Annotated in this window: 21 protein-coding genes; 7 read left to right on the plus strand and 14 right to left on the minus strand. The window is 52.1% G+C overall.

Translation table 11 applies throughout. The features are described from left to right. Positions 1 to 4: 4 nt before the first annotated feature. Genes JQR86_RS15220 through JQR86_RS15235 form a run of 4 tightly spaced genes read left to right on the plus strand, consistent with a single transcriptional unit; the run spans position 5 to position 5,442 of the window. Positions 5 to 490, plus strand: coding sequence for a pilus assembly PilX family protein (locus JQR86_RS15220; RefSeq protein WP_434153838.1), 486 nt, complete (start codon positions 5 to 7; stop codon positions 488 to 490). A 2-nt stretch (positions 491 to 492) separates the two neighbouring features. Further along, positions 493 to 822, plus strand: a complete 330-nt coding sequence (locus tag JQR86_RS15225) for a hypothetical protein (RefSeq protein ID WP_407362902.1) — start codon at positions 493 to 495, stop codon at positions 820 to 822. A gap of 10 nt (positions 823 to 832) precedes the next feature. Then, positions 833 to 5,011, plus strand: coding sequence for a pilus assembly protein PilY (locus JQR86_RS15230; RefSeq protein WP_407362901.1), 4,179 nt, complete (start codon positions 833 to 835; stop codon positions 5,009 to 5,011). Continuing rightward, complete coding sequence (locus tag JQR86_RS15235) at positions 5,011 to 5,442, plus strand: type IV pilin protein (protein WP_407362900.1); 432 nt, start codon at positions 5,011 to 5,013, stop codon at positions 5,440 to 5,442. The genes JQR86_RS15230 and JQR86_RS15235 overlap by 1 nt, the downstream gene beginning before the upstream one ends. 69 nt (positions 5,443 to 5,511) lie before the next feature. Here JQR86_RS15235 and ispH read toward each other — a convergent pair whose 3' ends face one another. From ispH to murJ, 6 genes are all read right to left on the minus strand, one after another. Continuing rightward, entirely contained in the window at positions 5,512 to 6,462 is a 951-nt protein-coding gene (ispH, locus tag JQR86_RS15240) for a 4-hydroxy-3-methylbut-2-enyl diphosphate reductase (RefSeq protein WP_407362899.1), read from the minus strand. 40 nt (positions 6,463 to 6,502) lie between these two features. Beyond that, positions 6,503 to 6,949, minus strand: a complete 447-nt coding sequence (locus JQR86_RS15245) for an FKBP-type peptidyl-prolyl cis-trans isomerase (RefSeq protein ID WP_010797184.1) — start codon at positions 6,947 to 6,949, stop codon at positions 6,503 to 6,505. Continuing rightward, complete coding sequence (lspA, locus tag JQR86_RS15250; RefSeq protein ID WP_286788372.1) at positions 6,942 to 7,445, minus strand: signal peptidase II; 504 nt, start codon at positions 7,443 to 7,445, stop codon at positions 6,942 to 6,944. Before lspA ends, JQR86_RS15245 begins: the two co-directional genes overlap by 8 nt. After that, positions 7,438 to 10,269, minus strand: coding sequence for an isoleucine--tRNA ligase (gene ileS / locus JQR86_RS15255; protein WP_434153839.1), 2,832 nt, complete (start codon positions 10,267 to 10,269; stop codon positions 7,438 to 7,440). Before ileS ends, lspA begins: the two co-directional genes overlap by 8 nt. Before the next feature lie 10 nt (positions 10,270 to 10,279). Further along, complete coding sequence (ribF, locus tag JQR86_RS15260; RefSeq protein ID WP_010797181.1) at positions 10,280 to 11,224, minus strand: bifunctional riboflavin kinase/FAD synthetase; 945 nt, start codon at positions 11,222 to 11,224, stop codon at positions 10,280 to 10,282. A 99-nt stretch (positions 11,225 to 11,323) separates the two neighbouring features. Beyond that, complete coding sequence (murJ, locus tag JQR86_RS15265; RefSeq protein WP_074822887.1) at positions 11,324 to 12,862, minus strand: murein biosynthesis integral membrane protein MurJ; 1,539 nt, start codon at positions 12,860 to 12,862, stop codon at positions 11,324 to 11,326. A gap of 236 nt (positions 12,863 to 13,098) precedes the next feature. Here murJ and rpsT point away from each other — a divergent pair, with 236 nt between their 5' ends. Continuing rightward, positions 13,099 to 13,377 carry a 30S ribosomal protein S20 gene (gene rpsT / locus JQR86_RS15270; protein ID WP_010797179.1) on the plus strand — a complete coding sequence of 93 codons (279 nt, stop codon included), beginning with the start codon at positions 13,099 to 13,101 and terminating at the stop codon, positions 13,375 to 13,377. A 104-nt stretch (positions 13,378 to 13,481) separates the two neighbouring features. On the opposite strand, the gene proB is transcribed toward rpsT, so the two are convergent. The 4 genes from proB to rplU form a co-directional block, all read right to left on the minus strand. Further along, positions 13,482 to 14,600: a glutamate 5-kinase gene (proB, locus tag JQR86_RS15275; protein WP_434154932.1), complete on the minus strand. Its 1,119-nt coding sequence runs from the start codon at positions 14,598 to 14,600 to the stop codon at positions 13,482 to 13,484. A 10-nt stretch (positions 14,601 to 14,610) separates the two neighbouring features. Next, positions 14,611 to 15,837: an Obg family GTPase CgtA gene (gene cgtA / locus JQR86_RS15280; protein WP_074822896.1), complete on the minus strand. Its 1,227-nt coding sequence runs from the start codon at positions 15,835 to 15,837 to the stop codon at positions 14,611 to 14,613. 107 nt (positions 15,838 to 15,944) lie between these two features. Beyond that, positions 15,945 to 16,202 carry a 50S ribosomal protein L27 gene (rpmA, locus tag JQR86_RS15285; RefSeq protein WP_010797176.1) on the minus strand — a complete coding sequence of 86 codons (258 nt, stop codon included), beginning with the start codon at positions 16,200 to 16,202 and terminating at the stop codon, positions 15,945 to 15,947. Positions 16,203 to 16,225: 23 nt separating this feature from the next. Continuing rightward, positions 16,226 to 16,537: a 50S ribosomal protein L21 gene (gene rplU / locus JQR86_RS15290; protein ID WP_010797175.1), complete on the minus strand. Its 312-nt coding sequence runs from the start codon at positions 16,535 to 16,537 to the stop codon at positions 16,226 to 16,228. A gap of 311 nt (positions 16,538 to 16,848) precedes the next feature. On the opposite strand from rplU, the gene JQR86_RS15295 reads away from it, so the two are divergent. Together JQR86_RS15295 and JQR86_RS15300 are read left to right on the plus strand one after the other, a co-directional pair. Then, the gene (locus JQR86_RS15295) at positions 16,849 to 17,820 is read left to right on the plus strand and encodes a polyprenyl synthetase family protein (RefSeq protein WP_150347975.1); all 972 of its coding nucleotides are present in this window, start codon (positions 16,849 to 16,851) and stop codon (positions 17,818 to 17,820) included. Between the two features lie 162 nt (positions 17,821 to 17,982). Beyond that, positions 17,983 to 18,237, plus strand: coding sequence for a PA4570 family protein (locus tag JQR86_RS15300; protein ID WP_010797173.1), 255 nt, complete (start codon positions 17,983 to 17,985; stop codon positions 18,235 to 18,237). A 26-nt stretch (positions 18,238 to 18,263) separates the two neighbouring features. Here the strand turns inward: JQR86_RS15300 and JQR86_RS15305 are convergent, their stop codons facing one another. The 4 genes from JQR86_RS15305 to JQR86_RS15320 form a co-directional block, all read right to left on the minus strand. Then, complete coding sequence (locus JQR86_RS15305) at positions 18,264 to 18,881, minus strand: FKBP-type peptidyl-prolyl cis-trans isomerase (RefSeq protein ID WP_010797172.1); 618 nt, start codon at positions 18,879 to 18,881, stop codon at positions 18,264 to 18,266. A gap of 113 nt (positions 18,882 to 18,994) precedes the next feature. Beyond that, complete coding sequence (locus tag JQR86_RS15310; protein WP_434153840.1) at positions 18,995 to 19,312, minus strand: DUF6482 family protein; 318 nt, start codon at positions 19,310 to 19,312, stop codon at positions 18,995 to 18,997. Positions 19,313 to 19,373: 61 nt separating this feature from the next. Beyond that, a complete protein-coding gene (locus JQR86_RS15315) occupies positions 19,374 to 19,868 on the minus strand; it encodes a TIGR00645 family protein (RefSeq protein ID WP_010797170.1) in 495 nt (164 codons plus the stop codon). 120 nt (positions 19,869 to 19,988) lie between these two features. After that, on the minus strand, positions 19,989 to 20,330 hold the full coding sequence (locus JQR86_RS15320; RefSeq protein ID WP_010797169.1) for a hypothetical protein: 342 nt from the start codon (positions 20,328 to 20,330) through the stop codon (positions 19,989 to 19,991). Positions 20,331 to 20,424: the final 94 nt, after the last annotated feature.

The raw sequence follows: 20,424 nt of genomic DNA on the forward strand, positions 1-20,424 counted from the left end.
TATGATGACGAGCAAACAACAGGGCGCAAGCCTAATTGTCGCACTTGTTTTCCTTGCAGTATTAACTATTGCCGGAATCACAGCAGCTCGCCTTGCGACTGTAGAAGAGCGTATGGCGGGCAATTCCCAGTCACGCTCAGAGCTATACCAGGCTACCCAGAGCGAGATACGCGCACAAATAGCCAACTTTAACAAAGACGTTGGCAAGCGTGCTTCACTTCTTAGCGCTGCGAATGCAGGTTTGGAACCCCTAGCAGGCAAACTACCAAACCGTAGAACAGCTGTTGACCTTTCCAAACTTCTAGATAAAGACATAGAAAATGCAAAAATTTCTACTAATACTGTCAGGTTTATAACAAAAGGCAACTGTGAAGGAGCATCGATAGGAAAGTTTGAATGCTCCGCCTATGAACTTAACACAAAAACCACTCACGAGAATGGCGCTTACTCAGACCAGACTCAAGGCATCTATTTTCTTAACATAAAATAATCATGAAAAGAATATATCTATTACTTTGGATGCCATTTTTTTTAGCCTTAATTAACTGGGCAAATGCTGATGATTCAGACCTTGGCTATATTGAAGATGCTCAAATAATATTAAATAGGATGCCCCTTCAAAATGGCACACTGGGATTCTTGCTGGCCACGCCATGCATAAAATGCCAAGTCAGAAGATTTAGCTTTGACAGTAAGACTTTATTTTATCTTAAAGGCGAGCCCGTTTCTGAAAAAGAATTGGGCGGGCGTATAGATTGGCGTGGAATGATTATGTTCTCACCTAAAACACCCTCAGTCGCACATACAGTGTTTTTGCAATAAGGGAATAGAAATGGAATTTATAAAGCGAAACAGACTTCCCAGCCTTGCTTCACTCATGTGTGTATTAGCAGCAACGTCTGCTACTGCTGATGACACAGAAATTTATGTGACACGTGACCTACCAGCCGATCAAAAAGTAAGACCCAATATTCTTTTTGTTGTAGACACATCCGGCTCAATGCAAAGCGGTGTTCCGGGCACCAATTGCCAATCATTAAACTATAACAACACTAATACTCTACCCAGAAACTGGTGCACTAACACCTACAAATGGACTAATGGAGCAACAAAAACACGCATACAGGTTGTAAAGGAAGTTATAAACAACCTAGTAAGTGAATTAGCAGGCAGCAACGACGTTAACATTGGCCTAGCACGCTTCGATTCAAATAGTAATGGCGGCTTTATAAATGTACCTATAGGTAGAGCAGCCGATAACGCCTCAACAATAAAATCTGAATTGAGCTCTTATTATGCAAGTGGAGCGACACCTCTTCTTGAAACATATTATGAAGCGGCTCGCTACATGCGCGGAGAGGATCTAGTTTGGGGAGGCCGCTCTATGGGCTATAGGGAGTACTATAATAGTTATGAACTTCAAAACCCTTGGCCCAGCAGCAGCAACTCAAGAAAAGGCAACACATACATCTCGCCAATTCAATACTCTTGCCAGAAGAGCAATATTATTTTAATCACCGATGGTTTACCTAACGGTGACAGTGACAACAACCAAACCATACAAAACTTAGTTTCTAAAACCAACAAAGTTTACAAGCATTGCGAAAAATACCCAACAGATGGTGAGGCCTATGCTGGCTGCTGGGCACCTGGCCTTGCAGAATATTTAGCTAATCAAGACAACAACCCAAACCTACCAGGCTCCCAGCGAATAAACACCTACACTATTGGATTTGGCAATATAAGCAACACATCATTGCTACAAGACACTGCGAACCTCGGAGGCGGTCGATTCTTTACAACCACTAACACATCCGAGCTAACCTCAGCTCTAAAATCTATTGCTGTAGATATATTGTCCGACAATACGACCTTTACCACGCCTAGCGTAGCCGTTAGCGCCTATAACAATCTTGGCTATAGAAATGACCTTTATTATGCGCTATTCAGGCCTGCAGAAGATGCGCGCTGGTTTGGCAATATTAAAAAGTATAAGCAAGGAAGAGATAGCTCCGGCAACACTGCCGTGCTTGATCGCAACGGATCATTAGCAATAGATGATACGACTGGCTATTTTAGCAACACCTCCATGAGCTATTGGAGCAGCATTGCTGACGGAAAAGACGTAAAGCTTGGTGGCGCTGCTGGTCAACTTAGCAATCCCTCTTCAAGAAAAGTTTTAACGTATACAGGAGCAGACAGAGCACCCGGCGAAACCACCAATGTCAATCTAAACACTTCCGCTCATCTGCTTACCACAAACAACTCCGCCATCACTAATGCCATGCTAGGTTTATCCAGCTCTGCTACTGCAGATAATCGTGCAAACGTGATTAAATGGGGAAGAGGGCTTAATCCCACCGATGGTACTGCGCGCCTAGCATTGGGTGATATTCTTCATAATGAGCCCAAGTTAATTGCGTACGTAACAGATGAAGACCTAGTTCGGGTGGCAAATTCACAAGCGACACCGCCAACAGCAACATCTACTGAAAAGCTGGTACTTTTTTATGGCACGAATGAAGGCTTCATCAATGCCGTAGACCCTGCTACAGGCAATGAAATTTTCTCATTCATACCTAAAGAGTTGCTTCCTAATCTCAATACTTATTTCACTGCACCGAAAGGGACCAGCCAAAAGAAATATGGCATTGACGGGCAGTTTGATCTGTATGCTGAGTACGGATCGCTAAGCACAAATAATACTCGAACCCTTTCTAAAGCTACGCTTTACGCAGGCATGCGCCGTGGCGGCAAAAATTACTACGCGCTTGATGTCACACCTACGTCCGTTTCAGGTGCTATAAGTATTGACCCTAAATTAAAGTGGGTTATAAAGGGAGGCACAACGGCGGGTTTTGAGAAGCTAGGCCAGACATGGTCGACACCTAAAGTCTCTAAAGTAAAGTTTAACAATCAAACCCGACAGGTATTAATATTTACCGGCGGCTACGACACGCGGCAAGACATTGATTCACCGAATGTCCCCGCAGATGACACTGTTGGTAACTCATTATACGTAGTAGATGCAAATACAGGCGCCCTGCTATGGCACGCAGGAAGTACAAACGAAGCTTCAGCTAATTTAAAAATTGGATCAATGACTAATAGCATTCCAGCTGATCCAACCTTGGTTGATATTAATAATGATGGAAATATTGATTATATATTTCTAGCTGATACCAGAGGCCAAATTTTTAGGATCGATATCAACCAAGGAAACTCTGGCGCAGCCGACTTTGCGAAAGGCGGCCGCATTGCCAACTTTGGCGGGACTACAGCTGCAGATAACAGAAGATTTTACAATGCTCCAGATGTCGCGCTGATACGCGAACGTGGAGGAAAGACATACTTTACTATCGCTATAGGATCTGGGTACAGAGAGCATCCCCTAAATGAAGATACAGCAGATCGTTTTTATGCATTGAGGGATAGTAATGTTTATAGCTCCCCCGCCACCTACACAACATTAACAGAGTCAAACCTGGTTGATGTTACCAGCGTAAACTTAACATCAGCTCAAGCTCAAGAAATTCAAGGAAAAATAGACTCCAAACAAAAAGAAATTAATACACTCAACCAAGATACCACACTAGCGGAAAATAAATTTTCCAGCTATAAATCAACGGTTGGCTATATAGAAAAACTCAATCTATTTACACAGGCCAATAGCGATGCTAATTCAAGACAGGCCCAAATTGATGCACTGTATGCGGCCGACCCATACCTAGATGCCCATGCAACAGAATCCTCAGCTCAAAGCAACTTGCAAGGAAAGATTCTGAATCTTCAGCAGGCATTGACTAAGCTCAACAGCTACGATTCCGAACTAGCAAAGCAACTTGGCCAACAGTTGGCTGGACTAGTACTAGTTCAGAGCAGTCTCGATACCGCTAGCGCTAACGTTGCAAGCAAAGAGCAGGCTGTAATTGATGCCAAAGCCAAAGGTGCTGCTGGAGACACTATATTAAGGCTTGAGGAAGAGCTATCAGCTGCCAGAAGCAATTATGAGAATATGGCTGGGTATAGAAAGCGTAGCAATCTCAATCAACAAGACATCACTACTATTCTTCGCAGTTTAAGTAACTCAGTAGACGCTAAAGACAATAATGCTGTTCAGTCCTCTTTATCCGCGCTGGCGCAGTCTCTAAACCTAACTACTGTACCCAGCAAAGAAAACAATGATGTCCTAACGCTGTTAACCAGAGATGAGCAAGGCAAGGCTACTACACTTGCAAACACAGCTCAGAACCAGCAAGGACTTGTTGCACTAGCAAATAAACTGGAGGGCGAGCGACTTGCCCTCGCAGGCCAAGCCTCCTCTTTACAAAGTGATTTGGCGGCCCTAACGAACCGAGAATATGACAACTCAAGCAACTTGTTGAGCGCAGAAGATCTTGCAGCTGCAAGCGCGCAGGATGCTGCAGCACCGCTTAGCATGTTTGAAGCTTATGAGTTCATGATATCTAAAGCACGGAATGCAGCGTTGAATCAGATTCCAGCGCTTCGCTCGGATATCAACAATCTCTATGCTCAGCTGACTCCAGGAAACACCTACACACCTAATATGACACTACTTAATAGCAGCAGTGGCTGGTTTGTACGCTTCCCGCAAGGAGAAAAAGTTTTAGCAGCCTCGACCAGTTTTGATGGCTCCGTACTGTTCACGACTTTCAGCCCGAACGGCCAAAGCGTCACAACATGCGGTCCTGATATAGGCAAACCCCGCTTCTATGCAATGGACCTCATTAACGCTACGGCTGTATTCACCACCACGGTTAATGGCGCTGATGTCCCTACCAGAAGCTTTGATTTAGTAAGGGGCGGCATCCCACCGACCCCGTCAATTATCCTTGACGATAAAGGTGCAGCGATTCTGGTTGGCACGGAAAGAGCTGGACCTAAGACACTTCCAAATGGCAGCGAAGGCCAAGTTAAGTGCTCTTTATCAAGCTCGGGCTTCTGCAAATCAAATAATGCCGTGAGCGGAACTTATTGGAGAGAAAACTAATGAAGAAAGCTTACGGCGGGTTTACTTTAATCGAAGTTATGATTGTTGTAGCCATTGTTGGTATTCTTGCCGCTATTGCTTATCCCAGCTATCAATCTTATGTACGCAAAGGCCAGCGTAGCGAGGGCAAAGCCAAGCTGATGGAAATCATGCAGGCACAGGAGCGTTATAACTCTCAAAACCAGTCCTACGTTGTTAATCTAGGAGCAGGTGGCCTTGGTTTCGATGCGGATGCTAATGCAACAGTCTCTAGCGAGACCAGACTTTATAATATTAGTGCTCAGGCATGCGCCGGGCAAACAATTGCCAGCTGCGTCCTGTTGACCGCAACCCCAACGCGTAATGATTCAGAGTGCACGACTCTAACGCTAGATAGCCGAGGGACGAGAGGGAGCTCAGGAACAGCAACATCGCGAACTTGCTGGCAATAACACAATAGTAAAAAGGCCTGATGCTTTGGAGCATCAGGCCTTTTTACTTTCTACAACAAGCTTACACGTCTATATATCAACCGCTTTTACCCTTAACTCCTTCGGCAGCGAGAACGTAATATTCTCCGGCTGGCCTTCGAGCTCTAGCCCCTCGCTCGCGCCCCAAGCTTTCAACTGGTCAATAACACCTTTGACCAGAACCTCAGGGGCTGAGGCGCCTGCCGTAATACCGATCCGTCCTACCCCACTAAACCACTCCTGCTTGAGATCTTCCGCACCATCGATAAGGTAGGCTGGGGTTCCCATACGCTCGGAGAGCTCACGCAGGCGGTTGGAATTGGAGCTATTGGGGCTTCCTACGACTAGAACGATATCTGACTCAGCTGCCAGTGTTTTAACCGCGTCCTGGCGGTTCTGAGTGGCGTAGCAAATATCGTCTTTACGTGGGCCGCCGATGTTCGGAAACTTGCTGCGCAAAGCATCAATGACCTTGCTGGTGTCGTCCATGGACAGTGTAGTCTGAGTAACGAAGGCTAGCGAGTCAGGGTTGCGGACCTGAAGCGCTGCAACATCTTCCTCGTCTTCTACAAGGTAGATCGATCCGCCATTACGCGTATCGTACTGGCCCATAGTGCCCTCTACTTCCGGATGGCCTTCATGGCCAATCAGAATGCATTCGCGGCCGTCACGGCTGTATTTGGCTACTTCCATGTGCACTTTGGTCACCAGCGGACAAGTAGCATCGAAAACCTTGAGCCCTCTGCTTTCAGCTTCCTTGCGTACCGCCTGGGAAACGCCATGGGCGCTGAAGATCACGATAACATCATCAGGCACCTGATCCAGCTCTTCGACAAAAACAGCGCCACGGTTGCGCAGGTTTTCTACGACGAACTTGTTATGCACCACTTCATGTCGGACATAGATCGGCGGGCCGAACACATCAAGCGCGCGATTGACGATATCGATTGCGCGATCAACCCCTGCGCAAAATCCGCGAGGGTTGGCTAATTTGATTTGCATGTTGAATTCCTTTCGCTCAGCGTCTGCTACTGAGCAAGCCTCAATGGGCAACAACCGGCTCAATGGCGATAATTTCGACTTCGAACGTCAACGTGCGCCCAGCAAGCGGGTGGTTGAAGTCTATAATTACCGCATGATCATCGAAGGATTTGACGATGCCGGGCATTTCGCCCCCTGCCGCATCGGTAAAGATAATCAGCAACCCTTCGGACAAGTCCATGTTTTCGAAATCGTCTCGAGGCATCTGCTGCAGATTTTGCGGGTTTGGCTGACCAAACCCCTGCTCAGGCAGAATCGTCAGGCTACTACGCGCACCCTCGGGCAAACCGAACAACGCTTGCTCGAAGCCAGGCAGGAGATTGCCGTCCCCTACCCTGAACGTTGCAGGCGCCTTGTCGAAGGTTGTGTCAACAATATCGCCGTTTTCCAGCTTGATCGCGAAATTGAGCGTTACGCGCGTTTCCGGACCAACCGTTATCTCAGACATGGGCTTCTCCCGTCTTTTTGGTACGGAACATATCCAGGGCAAGCATGATGGCACCTACGGTAATGGCGCTGTCTGCCAGGTTGAAAGCGGGAAACAGATGTTCCCGCCAATGTACAAGGACGAAATCAATAACGTGCCCCAACACGATACGGTCGTACAGGTTACCGATAGCGCCGCCCAGGATCAGCGCCAGGGCAATAGCAATCCAGGTATCGTTGCGTCCCAACCGCTTGAGCCAGACTATCAGGGTAATGCTGACTGCAATGGCAATCGCAGCAAAAAGCCAACGCTGCCAACCGGAATGATCCGCCAGAAAGCTGAACGCTGCGCCTGTGTTATAGGCGAGCGTCCAGCTGAACAGATCAGGAATCACCTCGATGCGCTGATACAGACTGAGCTGCCCTTCAAAATAAGCCTTGCTCAGTTGATCCAACACAACGACGACCACACTCAACCATAACCAGGCCAGACGGCCAAAACGGCCTGCCTCAGGCATAGCGGCGCACCTCACCATTGCCAAAGACGTTACTGACGCAACGGCCACAGATTTCAGGGTGGTTGGGGTCAATTCCTACGTCATCACGATGGTGCCAGCAACGGGCACACTTGGTGCTGCCTGATTTGCGAACCAGAAGTTTGAGACCTGCCACCTCGCTCTCTACCGCTTCGTCAGGCGCCTCGTCAAACGTTGCAACCTCGACCCGAGAAGTGATCAGGATAAAGCGCAGGTCTTCACCCAGTTTCTTCAGTACCGCACTCAGCGGGCCGTCAACGAACAGCGTGATTTCTGCCTGAAGGTTGCCGCCGATTGTCTTGGCGTTACGCTGGTTTTCCAGCTCTTTGTTGACAGCAGCCTTGACCGCCATCACCTGATCCCAGAATGCGCGATCAAGCTCAGTGTCAGCTGGCAGTTCGGTCAACTGGTCATACCAGGTATTAAGCATGACAGACTCGTTGCGCTTGCCTGGCAGGTATTGCCAGATTTCCTCGGCAGTGAAGGCCAGGATAGGCGCAATCCAGCGAACCAGTGCTTCCGCAATATGGAACATGGCTGTCTGGCAGGAACGGCGAGCGCGGCTGTCAGTGCCCGTGGTGTACTGGCGATCCTTGATGATGTCGAGATAGAAGCCACCCAGTTCATGCACACAGAAGTTGTGCACTTTCTGGTACACGTTCCAGAAACGATACTCGTTGTAGGCTTCCTCAAGCTCATGTTGCAACAGGAGCGCGCGATCCACAGCCCAGCGATCAATAGCGATCATGTCTTCCGATGCCAGCAGATGCTGCTCAGGATCGAAGCCGTTCAGGTTGGAAAGGAGGAAACGTGCAGTATTACGGATACGGCGATAAGAGTCAGCCGAACGCTGCAGGATCTGTTGGGAAACCGCCATTTCACCCGAGTAGTCAGTCGCCGAAACCCATAGGCGCAAAATGTCAGCGCCCAGCGTATCCGTCACCTGCTGCGGTGCAATCACGTTGCCCAGCGATTTGGACATCTTGCGGCCATTCTCATCTACGGTAAACCCGTGCGTGAGCAATGCTTTGTAGGGTGGGTGGTCGTCGATGGCACAACCAGTCAACAGCGATGAGTGGAACCAACCACGATGCTGGTCGGAGCCTTCCAGATACAGGTCAGCAACCGGCCCCTGATCATGGCCCAGCTGATGCGAACCACGTAGCACATGCCAATGGGTAGTGCCCGAGTCAAACCAGACGTCCAACGTATCAGCGATTTTTTCATACTGGGGGGCTTCATCACCCAGCAACTCGGCAGCATCCAGCTTGAACCACGCCTCGATACCGGCCTGCTCAACGCGCTGAGCAACCTCTTCCATCAACTCTACCGTGCGAGGATGCAGCTCTCCGCTTTCCTTATGCAGGAAGAATGGAATCGGGACACCCCAGGTACGCTGACGCGAGATACACCAGTCAGGCCGACCGGCAATCATGCCATGCAGACGGGCCTGTCCCCAGGCGGGCACAAACTGGGTCTGCTCGATGCCTGCCAAGGCACGCTCACGAAGGGTGCCGCCCTCTACTGGCTGCTTGTCCATGCCCACAAACCACTGCGCGGTCGCACGGTAGATCAGTGGGGTTTTGTGACGCCAGCAATGCATGTAGCTGTGAGTGATATTCTCGCTGGCCATCAGGCAGCCGACTTCGCGCAGCTTCTCGACAATGGCGGGATTGGCTTTCCAGATGAACTGGCCACCAAAGAAGGGCAACGACTCGACATAAACGCCGTTGCTCTGCACGGGACTCAGAATGTCATCGTTGGTCATGCCGTAGCGCTTGCAGGACCGGAAGTCATCCTCACCGTAAGCAGGCGCACTGTGCACAATACCCGTACCAGCACCCAGTTCAACATAGTCAGCAAGGTAAATGGGCGAACGGCGATCGTAGAAAGGATGATTGAAAGCGATCAGCTCCAGCGCCTCGCCCTTGGCCGTCGCGATGACCTTTCCTTCCAGCGAATACCGCTTCAGGCAGCTCTCGACCAGTTCCTCAGCCAGCAGAAGCAGCTTGTCGCCTACGTCTACCAGTGCATAGTCAAACTCGGGATGCACATTAAGCGCCTGGTTGGCCGGGATGGTCCAGGGTGTGGTAGTCCAGATGACGATATAGGCTTTCTTGGGCAGCGCTTCCAGGCCGAAGGCAGCAGCAAGCTTGTCATCCTCGGCGCTGGGGAAGGCTACATCGATCGTCATGGACTGCTTGTCCGCGTATTCCACTTCAGCTTCGGCCAATGCAGAACCGCAATCGAAGCACCAGTTGACCGGCTTCAGACCCTTGAATACAAAGCCTTTACGAACCATTTCAGCCAATGCACGGATTTCTCCCGCCTCGTTGGCATAATCCATGGTTTTGTAGGGATTATCCCACTCACCCAACACACCCAAGCGAATGAAGTCGGCTTTCTGTCCTTCTACCTGCTCAGCCGCATAGGCACGGCAGAGTTCGCGGGTTTTGTCTGCTGGCAGATTCTTGCCGTGGGTGATCTCAACCTTGTGTTCGATAGGCAGGCCATGGCAATCCCAGCCGGGAACATAGGGTGCGTCATAACCCGACAGGGTTTTGGAGCGGACAATAATGTCCTTGATGATCTTGTTGACCGCATGACCAATATGAATATTGCCGTTGGCATAGGGCGGGCCATCATGAAGGATAAAGGTAGGACGCCCTTTGCCAATTTCGCGCAGCTTTTGGTAGAGACCAATACCATTCCAGTACTTGAGGGTTTCAGGCTCGCGTTGCGGCAAGCCGGCTTTCATGGGGAAATCGGTAGCTGGAAGGTTAAGCGTGGCTTTGTAATCGGTCATTTCGGGCTCTTCAGATCTCATCAAGCGGTTGGCCCAGCCAATAAGCTCGGGCGGCGGCGACATCGGCATCAATCGCCGCCTTCAATGCCTCCAGAGAGGCGAAACGCTGCTCGTCTCGCAGCTTGCGGTGAAAAACAACAGTCAGATGCTGACCATACAGATCGCCAGCATATTCGAGAAGATGTACTTCAAGATGGGGACGGCCATCGCCTTTTACAGTAGGACGAAGACCAATATTTGCAACGCCTCCCCGGATCTGGCCATGAATATCCACGTTGACCAGATAAACCCCTTTCATGGGTGGCAGACGGCGCTTCAGCTGAACATTAGCAGTAGGCCAGCCTAATTGGCGAGCAAGCTTCTGTCCATGCAGTACACGCCCGGATAAGGTATAGGGGCGTCCCAGCATTCGATTTGCAAGAGACAGATCCCCCGAAGCCAACGCTTCTCGGATGCGCGTACTGCTTATTCTCATGCCATCCAGCTCGACCGTTGTAGCAGCCTCAACCGTAAACCCGTTGATCCGCCCTGCATCGACCAGAAAATCAAAGTCGCCGGCACGGTCACAGCCAAAGCGGAAGTCATCTCCGACCTCAAGGTGCTTGATGCCTAATCCCTGGATAAGCACCTGGTCGATAAAGGCTCGTGCTGAAAGCTCGCGCAGTCGACGGTTGAAGGCCAGACACACAACACGGTCTACGCCTGCCCTGGATAGTAACTCCAGCTTCTCGCGAAGGCGCGTCAACCGCACTGGAGCTTGTTCAGGCGCAAAGTACTCACGCGGCTGTGGCTCGAATATAACTACACAACTAGGCACTCTGAGCTCTATTGCTCGTTCATGCAGACGAGCCAGAATCGCCTGATGTCCCAGGTGTACTCCGTCGAAATTGCCTATGGTGGCAACACAGCCCTGCGGCAGGGGACTGAGATTATGAAGGCCTCGAACCAGCTGCATAGCACGCGTTCTATTTGCAAATTCTACGATTATACGCACGCTTGCCCGCAGACAACAGGCAGTCACTGACAAGCTTGCCCATGAACATCAAACCATTGGTCATGCCAGCGCTTTTTTCGTGAAGTCTTTGATACGAAATCCAAATGCCGCCAACACGCCAAAATAAGCGATCACTCCAGCAGCAACGACTAGCCCAAGCCGTGAAAAGCGCGCCAGCATATTGCCCTGATCCCATGCGGGCATGACATAAAGCAGCCCTAGAAGTACGGTCGACATGACCACAACCGCAACCACTAGCTTGATCAGGAACAAGGTCCATCCGGGCTGCGGCTCGAAAAGCTTGTGCTTTCTCAACTGCCAATAAAGAAGACCTGCGTTGATACAGGCGGCCAGCCCGATCGCCAAGGCCAGACCTACATGCTGAAGCGGACCAATAAAGGCCAGGTTCATGAGCTGGGTTACTACCAATGTGAAAATAGCGATCCGAACAGGCGTCTTGATGTTCTGTCGAGCATAAAACCCGGGGGCCAGTACCTTGACCAAAATGATTCCGACCAAACCTACCGAATAGGCGATCAAGGCATGCTGGGTCATTTGTGCATCATGAGCCGTAAAACGACCGTACTGGAACAGGGAAATAGTCAGCGGCTCGGACAAAATCGCTAGCGCCAACGAGCACGGCAGAACCAAAAGAAAGCAGAGCCTAAGCCCCCAATCCAAAAGGCGGGAGTATTCGTGCCGATCATCCTTGGCATAAGTCTTGGCTAGCGCCGGCAAAAGGATAGTACCAAGCGCAACACCCAGAACACCGGAAGGCAGCTCCATCAAGCGGTCGGCGTAATACATCCATGAAACCGAACCGGCAGCCAGAAAAGAGGCAAAGATGGTGTTGATGATCAGGGAAATCTGGCTAACCGACACTCCGATAATGGCCGGGATCATTTGCCTCAATACCCGCCAGACTCCGCTGTCCCGTAGATTGAGGCGAGGCAGCACAAGCATGCCAATTTTTTTCAAGTGTGGCAGCTGGTACACCAGCTGTAGAAAACCGCCCGCCAGTACAGCCCATCCAAGCACCATGACCGGTGGATCAAAGTATGGCGTCAGGAAGACAGCAAAAAAGATCATGCTGACGTTTAGGAGCGTGGGCACAAACGCCGGGACGGAGAACCGGTTCCACGTGTTGAGCACTGCACCGGCAAGCGATGACAGGGAAATCAACAGAATATACGGAAAGGTTACGCGAAGAAGTGAAGTGGTCAGCGCAAACTTTTCAGGCGTATCGCTAAAGCCAGGGGCGGTAATCCAGATAACCCAGGGCGCAGCTACCATGCCCACCAGGGTCACAATCGCCAGGACCAGCGTCAGCAGGCCTGATACGTAGGCGATAAAGGTTCGGGTCGCCTCTTCTCCGCGCTGGCTCTTGTATTCTGCCAGAATCGGGACAAACGCCTGGGAGAATGCGCCCTCTGCAAAGATGCGCCGCAACAGATTCGGCAGCTTGAACGCTACGAAGAAAGCATCAGTGGCGATCCCTGCGCCAAAAATACGTGCTACGATGGTATCGCGAATAAAGCCCAACACCCGGGAAACAAGCGTCATTGAGCTAACCGCAGCTAGCGATTTAAGAAGGTTCATGCGTTTGGATTCTATACATACCGATGACAGGGCCTGTGTGTCTCCAAGCCTCAAGAAGATGCCTCATAGGCAAGCCCGCGAGTGTAGGACGATCAAACAGATAAAGCACGTACAGATGCAGTTGTTACCAACCACTCGTCCAGCCGTCTTTATAACCTTGACAATCGATTAACACATCGGCATGATTCGCGGCCTTATTTGCGTGGTACCCCCCCAGTTTTTCGAGGAGCTCGACGGTGGCAAACACACCTTCCGCCAAAAAACGCGCCAAACAGGCTGAGAAGCGTCGCAGCCACAATGCTAGCCTGCGTTCAATGGTTCGTACTTACATCAAGAACGTAGTTAAAGCGATCGACGCTAAAGATCTGGAAAAAGCACAAGCTGCCTACGCCGCTGCAGTACCTGTGATTGATCGCATGGCCGACAAGGGCATCATTCACAAGAACAAGGCTGCTCGTCACAAAGGCCGCCTGAATGCCCATATCAAGGCTATGAGCCAAGCTGCTGCCGCTTAAGGCTTAGCTTGCAATAAAAAACCGGCGAAAGCCGGTTTTTTATTGCCTGCGTTTTCAGGCATAAAAAACGGCGCCCATCGGCGCCGTGCTTCATGCGGGTGACGTTACACGAGCACCATATTGTCTCGATGAACAAGCTCAGGCTCATAGACATACCCAAGCGCCTGACCAATGAACTCCGAGGACTGCCCCATGATCTTCTGTGCCTCGGCAGCACTGTAATTTACCAGTCCGCGCGCCACTTCATTTCCGTCAGGCCCCACACACGCCACCATCTCACCACGACGGAAACTGCCTTCTATCGCTTTAACACCCACAGGCAAGAGACTCTTATGGTCTTCAGTAAGGGCCTTTACCGCCCCCGCGTCCAGCACCAATGTGCCACGCATTTGAAGATGACCTGCCAGCCATTGCTTGCGAGCCGCCACCAAGCCCCGCTCAGGGGAAAGCAACGTACCCAGCCGCTCACCCTCACGCAACCGGCTCAGTACGCGCTCAATGCGCCCACCTACGATAACCGTACAGGCACCAGAGCGAGCTGCCAGACGAGCCGCACGCAGCTTTGTCTGCATACCACCACGCCCCAACGCCCCTGCAGAGCCACCAGCCACCGCATCCAGCGCAGGATCGTCTGCACGAGCCTCGCTGATTAGCGCGGCTTCAGGATCATGTCGCGGGTCGGCATCGAACATGCCATCACGATCCGTCAGGATAACCAACAGATCCGCCTCAACCAGGTTTGCCACCAGAGCAGCCAATGTATCGTTGTCACCAAAACGGATCTCATCCGTAACGACCGTATCGTTTTCATTGATGACAGGCACCACCCCCAACTCAACCAGGGTTCGAAGGGTGCTTCGAGCATTCAGATAACGCTTTCGGTCGGACAAGTCATCATGGGTAAGCAGCACCTGTGCCGTTTGCACATCATGCTCGGCAAAACTGGACTCCCATGCCTGAACCAAGCCCATCTGACCAACAGCCGCAGCAGCCTGCAACTCGTGAATGGCACTGGGCCGCGAAGCCCAGCCCAATCGACTCATGCCTGCCGCCACTGCGCCAGAGGATACGAGGACAAGCTCAACACCCGCACGATGCAGAGCAACCATCTGCTCGACCCAGCCCGACATGGCACGGCCATCAAGGCAGCGCCCATCATCCGTCAGCAAGGCACTGCCAATCTTTACCACCCAACGCTCGGAGCGAGTCACCCGATCGCGTATCGAAAGCTCTTTATCTGACATAGATGATCTCTGGTCCTTCACCATCGTCTTCGTCATCATCATCGAAGTCATCGTCGAGACTTTCATCATCGACGCTCTTTATGCCAGCACGACGCAGCGCACGCGCATCGTCCAACGCCTGTAGGCGAGCACGGGCCTCATCCTCGATCTGCTGATCCAGCTCCTGCGCCGCCTCAGCAAAGGCTGGATCTTCAGCGATACGCTCGGCACGCTCATCCAGATAGCGCATGATAGCCTGACACAACGCTTCGGTGCCGTTACGCTCCAGGGCCGAGATCACAAAGACAGGCCCTTCCCAGCTCAGACGCTCAACGACAGCCTTGACCCGAGCATCACGCTCTTCCTCATCCAGGATCTGGTCAGCCTTGTTCAGAACCAGCCAGCGGTCACGCTCCATCAGCGCCGGACTGAACTTGTTCAACTCATTGAGAATCGTCTCAGCCGCATCAGCCGGATCGCTTTCATCCAGCGGCGCCATATCGACCAGATGCAATAACAGGCGTGTACGCGCCAAGTGCTTGAGGAAGCGAATCCCCAGCCCTGCACCTTCGGAAGCGCCTTCGATCAAACCGGGAATATCCGCCACAACAAAGCTCTTGAGGCGCCCCACACTCACAACACCCAGATTAGGCACCAACGTTGTAAAAGGGTAGTCCGCCACTTTGGGCTTGGCTGCCGACACCGCCCGGATAAATGTACTCTTACCCGCATTTGGCAGACCAAGCAGACCTACGTCTGCCAAGACCTTCAACTCAAGCTTGAGATCACGCGCCTCACCAGGCTTACCTTTGGTGGTCTGACGGGGAGCACGGTTGGTACTGGACTTGAAGCGCGTGTTACCCAACCCGTGCCAGCCGCCTTGCGCTACACGCAGACGCTGTCCCGGCTGGGTCAGATCGCCAATCACTTCCTGGGTGCCCGCATCGATAACAGTCGTACCTACAGGCACCTGGAGAACCAGATCTTCACCCTTGGCACCCGTACAATCCGTACTGCCACCGTTTTCGCCACGCTGCGCCTGGAAACGGCGGGTGTACCGATAATCCACCAGGGTATTGAGGTTGACGTTGGCCTCCAACCATACAGAGCCACCGTCACCACCATCACCACCGTTCGGCCCACCTTTCTCGATGAACTTTTCCCGGCGGAAACTCATCATGCCATTACCGCCATCGCCGGCTTGCACGTGAATGGAAACTTCGTCGACAAATTTCATTAAAACCTCCCGCCGGAGCGGGCCGACTGAAAATAACTGGAAAAGAATAGAATACAGAAACAAAAAAGCCCCGTCGTTAAGACAGGGCTTTTTCGGTGAATCTGCGCTTAGGCAGCAACGACGCTTACATAGCGACGGCCGAAGGCGCCCTTCACTTCGAACTTGATCACGCCGTCGACTTTAGCGAACAGAGTGTGATCCTTGCCCAGACCAACGCCGTAACCGGGGTGGAACTGAGTACCGCGCTGACGCACGATGATGTTACCTGCTTTAACAACCTGGCCGCCGAACAGCTTCACGCCAAGGCGTTTAGATTCTGAATCGCGACCGTTGCGGGTGGAACCGCCAGCTTTTTTGTGTGCCATGTGTCAATTCTCCGAAAAGGCAATCAGGCCTGAATGCCGGTGATTTTGATTTCAGTGAACCACTGACGGTGGCCCTGACGCTTCATGTGATGCTTACGACGACGGAACTTGATGATGCTGACCTTGTCGTGACGACCCTGAGCAACTACTTCAGCAGTTACTTTGGCGCCATCAACTACCGGCAGACCGATCTTGACGTCATCGCCGTTGCCAACCAGCAGAACGCGATCAAAAGTCACGGTTTCGCCAGTTGCGATGTCGAGCTTCTCGACTTTCAGGAATTCACCTTCGGTGACTTTGTGCTGCTTGCCACCGGTAACGATTACTGCGTACATGGAATATCTCCGTTTAACCTGCTCACCCGGTGCTTTATAAAAAGAGTGATTGACCGGCATGGCTGCATGGGGTGGATAGACGCCCAGGCAATTGCGTAAGACAGGGGGTTAACCCTTGGGATTTCAGGGCCAGCAATTCTACGCAAGAAGGGATAATGTAGCAAGGGCTGCACTACTCTGCCTTGACAGTGCCACCCCTCCCCCCTAGCATGCCGCGCAACCCTATTGGAGCCCCGGCAGGTTACGCGCCCAGCGCTCCGCCCCGGCGCGCACTGTGCTGTAACAACGCACCGCACTTGGATACGCCCTACATGACGCAACCCCAGGCCTTTTATCGCGTGGTGGCTGATGATTTCGCCGCAGTCGATGGCATCATTCGCCGACAACTCACCTCCCGCGTGCCCCTGGTCGAAAAAATCGGAGACTACATCGTCTCCGCTGGCGGGAAACGCCTACGTCCCCTCCTGGTCCTGCTGACTGGAAATGCATTGGGCCATAGCGATTACCCGATTCGGCTACTTGCAGCCACCATCGAGTTCCTGCACACCTCAACCCTGCTGCACGATGACGTTGTCGATGCCTCAGGTCTACGTCGCGGACGCTCAACGGCCAATGCCCTTTGGGGTAATGCCCCTAGCGTGCTGGTGGGTGATTTTCTCTATGCCCGCTCCTTCGAGATGATGGTCGAGCTGGGCTCCATGGAGGTCATGCGCATTATCTCCCAGGCAACACGCGTTATTGCCGAAGGGGAAGTTCTACAGCTTTCCAAGGTCCGTGACGCCAGCACAACCGAAGAGATCTATATGGAGGTCATTCGGGGTAAGACCGCCATGCTGTTCGAAGCGTCAACACACAGTGCTGCGGCCCTGTGTGGCGCCTCAAGTGCGCAGGCAGAGTCCCTTCGGCAGTTTGGGGATTATCTTGGTATCGCCTTCCAGCTGGTCGATGACCTGCTGGATTACCGCGGCGACGCTACGACGCTAGGCAAGAATGTGGGTGATGACCTGGCAGAGGGTAAGCCTACCCTTCCCCTGATCGTAACCATGCGAGAAGGCACCGAGGAGCAGGCGACCCTGGTTCGCAAGGCCATCCAGCAAGGTGGCAGCAAGGACCTGGAGGGTATTCGCACTGCAGTCGAAGCCGCCGGCGCGCTTGACTACACCGCCAATCTGGCACGTGACTATGCTGAGCGGGCCATTGCCTGCCTGGAAAGCCTGCCTGACAGCGCTCACCGTGATGCGCTCATCGAGCTAAGCCAATTTGCAGTAGCGCGTACGCACTGATATAGCAACCAAAAAGAACGCCACCTGCCGTCAGGCACGTGGCGTTTTTTTATGTCTGTTTTGTGCTGCTGGTCGCCTTGGCCAGAAAAATTCGGATTAACCCTTGATTAATCAATAACAAGAATTATTCTCATTCATACACTCGATATGGAGGGATATGTCATGACTTATTTGATCGATGCCTGGCTGGACCGCCCACACCCCTACCTTCGCATACTCAATCGCGAGACTGGACAGGTATGCGTTGTACTGGATGAAGACGCATTGAATGAACTGTGGGAGATGGGCGAGCTTGATGTGCAAAGTTTGAGCAGCAGCGAACCTGCTCGCCAAAAGGAACAGGTCCGCCAACTCTTTCTGTTCTGCTATGCACGCGCCTTGCGGCCGGAGGACAGCAGTCAGCAGAGCTTTGGCTAAGCTGGTCTTGCGGTCAGCCCTAAGACTCAGAGAATCTCGAGCAGCTCTACGTCGAAGACCAGTACGCTATGGGGCGGGATACTGCCAACACCTTGAGCGCCATAAGCCAGCTCACTCGGCACGGTCAGGCGCCATTTGCTGCCTACACTCATCAGCTGCAACGCTTCGGTCCAGCCTGCAATGACGCCACCGACGGGAAATTCAGCAGGCTGGCCACGTTCATAAGAGCTGTCAAAGACGCTGCCGTCGATCAGGGTGCCATGGTAATGGGTACGTACATGACTCTGGCGGCTAGGCTTGTCGCCCTGCCCTTCAACCAGCACTTCGTACTGGAGGCCAGAAGGCAACAGCACAACGCCGTCGCGCTTGGCGTTTTCCAGCAGGTAGGCGGCACCGGTTTCTGCGGCTGCAGCAGCCTTGGCCTGCGCTTCAGCCTGCATACGCTCGCGAATGTGTTTGAAGCTGTCATTCAGATCATCAACCGACACACGACTGTCTTGCTCGGTGTAGGCATCCGACAAACCCGCCAGCACAGCCTCAAGAGACATGCCAGGTACCGGATTCTGACGAAGCTGATCGCCCAGTTGACGGCCAATGCCGTAGCTCACACGACTTTCATGCGTGTCCAGATTGAGTTCGCTCATTAGTTACCTCGGCTACAAAACGCCCAGCCTAACACAGACGACTGCAAGGCTCGGCGTGCATGCGGCAGGTAAATGACGGGTGATACTGTCTCTCTTTGAGCTACCGCTCAGGCTCAAACGCTTGCTTCACCGTTACGGTTGAAACCAAGGCACGTCTTTAAAGGCGCCTCGCTACGCGGCGCAGCGCCCACCATTTCGTCATAGGGAGAATACTGCACAAGGTAGAAGGGAAGCTCCGGTATCTCCCTGAGCACATGCTGGGCATGGCCGGGCGAGCGCAGGTGCATGGTCTTGCCATCGTTTTCCTGAAGGCAGCTGCGAGTCTCTACGCCGAGTATGTCAAGGATATAGAACCCTCCTTCCAGCGATAGAAGGTTGAGTTCCTGAATGCGACCTGCCTGGGCTAATGCCTTTAACTCTTCGAGTCTCATAGCGCCTCCGGGAAAGTAGCTGCCAGCACGGCTAACAACTGTCTTGACCTCTTATGACCCGTTAATGGTCATGCTTGGTGAGCTTGTCTAGATAACCCATGGCAAATGCCGAGAGCACGAAGGTCAGGTGAATGATCACGTACCATTTCAGATAGGTGGTATCGACATTTTTTGCGTCCATGAAGATTCGCAGCAAGTGAATCGATGAAATCGCAACAATGGAAGCGGCGACCTTGTTCTTCAATGAACTGGAATCCATTTTGCCGAGCCAACTGAGTTTTTCCTTGTCATCTCCCAATTCAAGTTGAGACACAAAGTTCTCGTAGCCTGACAGCATGACCATGACTAGCAAACCGCCCACCAGAGCCATATCGATCAGCGACAGGACCAACAGGATCAGATCTGCTTCAGTTTGTTCGAATATATGCGGGAGTAAATGAAAGATTTCCTGGAAAAACTTGATGGCCAACATGACCAGGGCTAGCGAAAGACCAAAATAGATAGGTGCCAGCAGCCAGCGGGCAGCATACATAGCATTTTCGAAAAAGCGTTCCATGTAACTCGCTCATGACAAGTGATCCGGCGAGTATACCGGCGCATACCGCCCCGACAAACGCCTGGAACGGTACAAATCATGGCAAATCATGAGAGGCCCAACCCTTTTGGGCCAATTTGCTCACAGCTCGGGTCGAGCTTGGTACTTCATGACAGGTTGTGCACGTTCTCCATTCATTCGACGGAGTTCACCTTGAATGTGCAAGCGCCAGATCTGTGGATCAGACGCAGGAACATAGCCTTGTTCCTGCAGATTCTCGGCAATCGCTGCCATGACTGCCTCAGCGACAACCGGTCCGTGAAAAGGCCCTTGCGCCTTGATCGCCGTTGGATGCTGACCCGTCAGACCAGCAGCACACAGTAGAGTCCACATTCCTGGCTGATGAGCCAATGGTTTGACTTCACATTCGATACGGGTAACAAGACCCAGGCAAGGACGAATTAGAGTGATGCTGCGCGGCATGGCATCTTCCTCGATCTGTTTTTTTCTAATAAGCCTGTCGTGCCCGAGGAGTTATCGAGGAGCGATAACGAACTTCAGCAGCGCAAGCCAGCTG

Source organism: Pseudomonas sp. JZ134 (genome assembly GCF_051027695.1).
Classification (GTDB): Bacteria; Pseudomonadota; Gammaproteobacteria; order Pseudomonadales; family Pseudomonadaceae; genus Chryseomonas; species Chryseomonas luteola.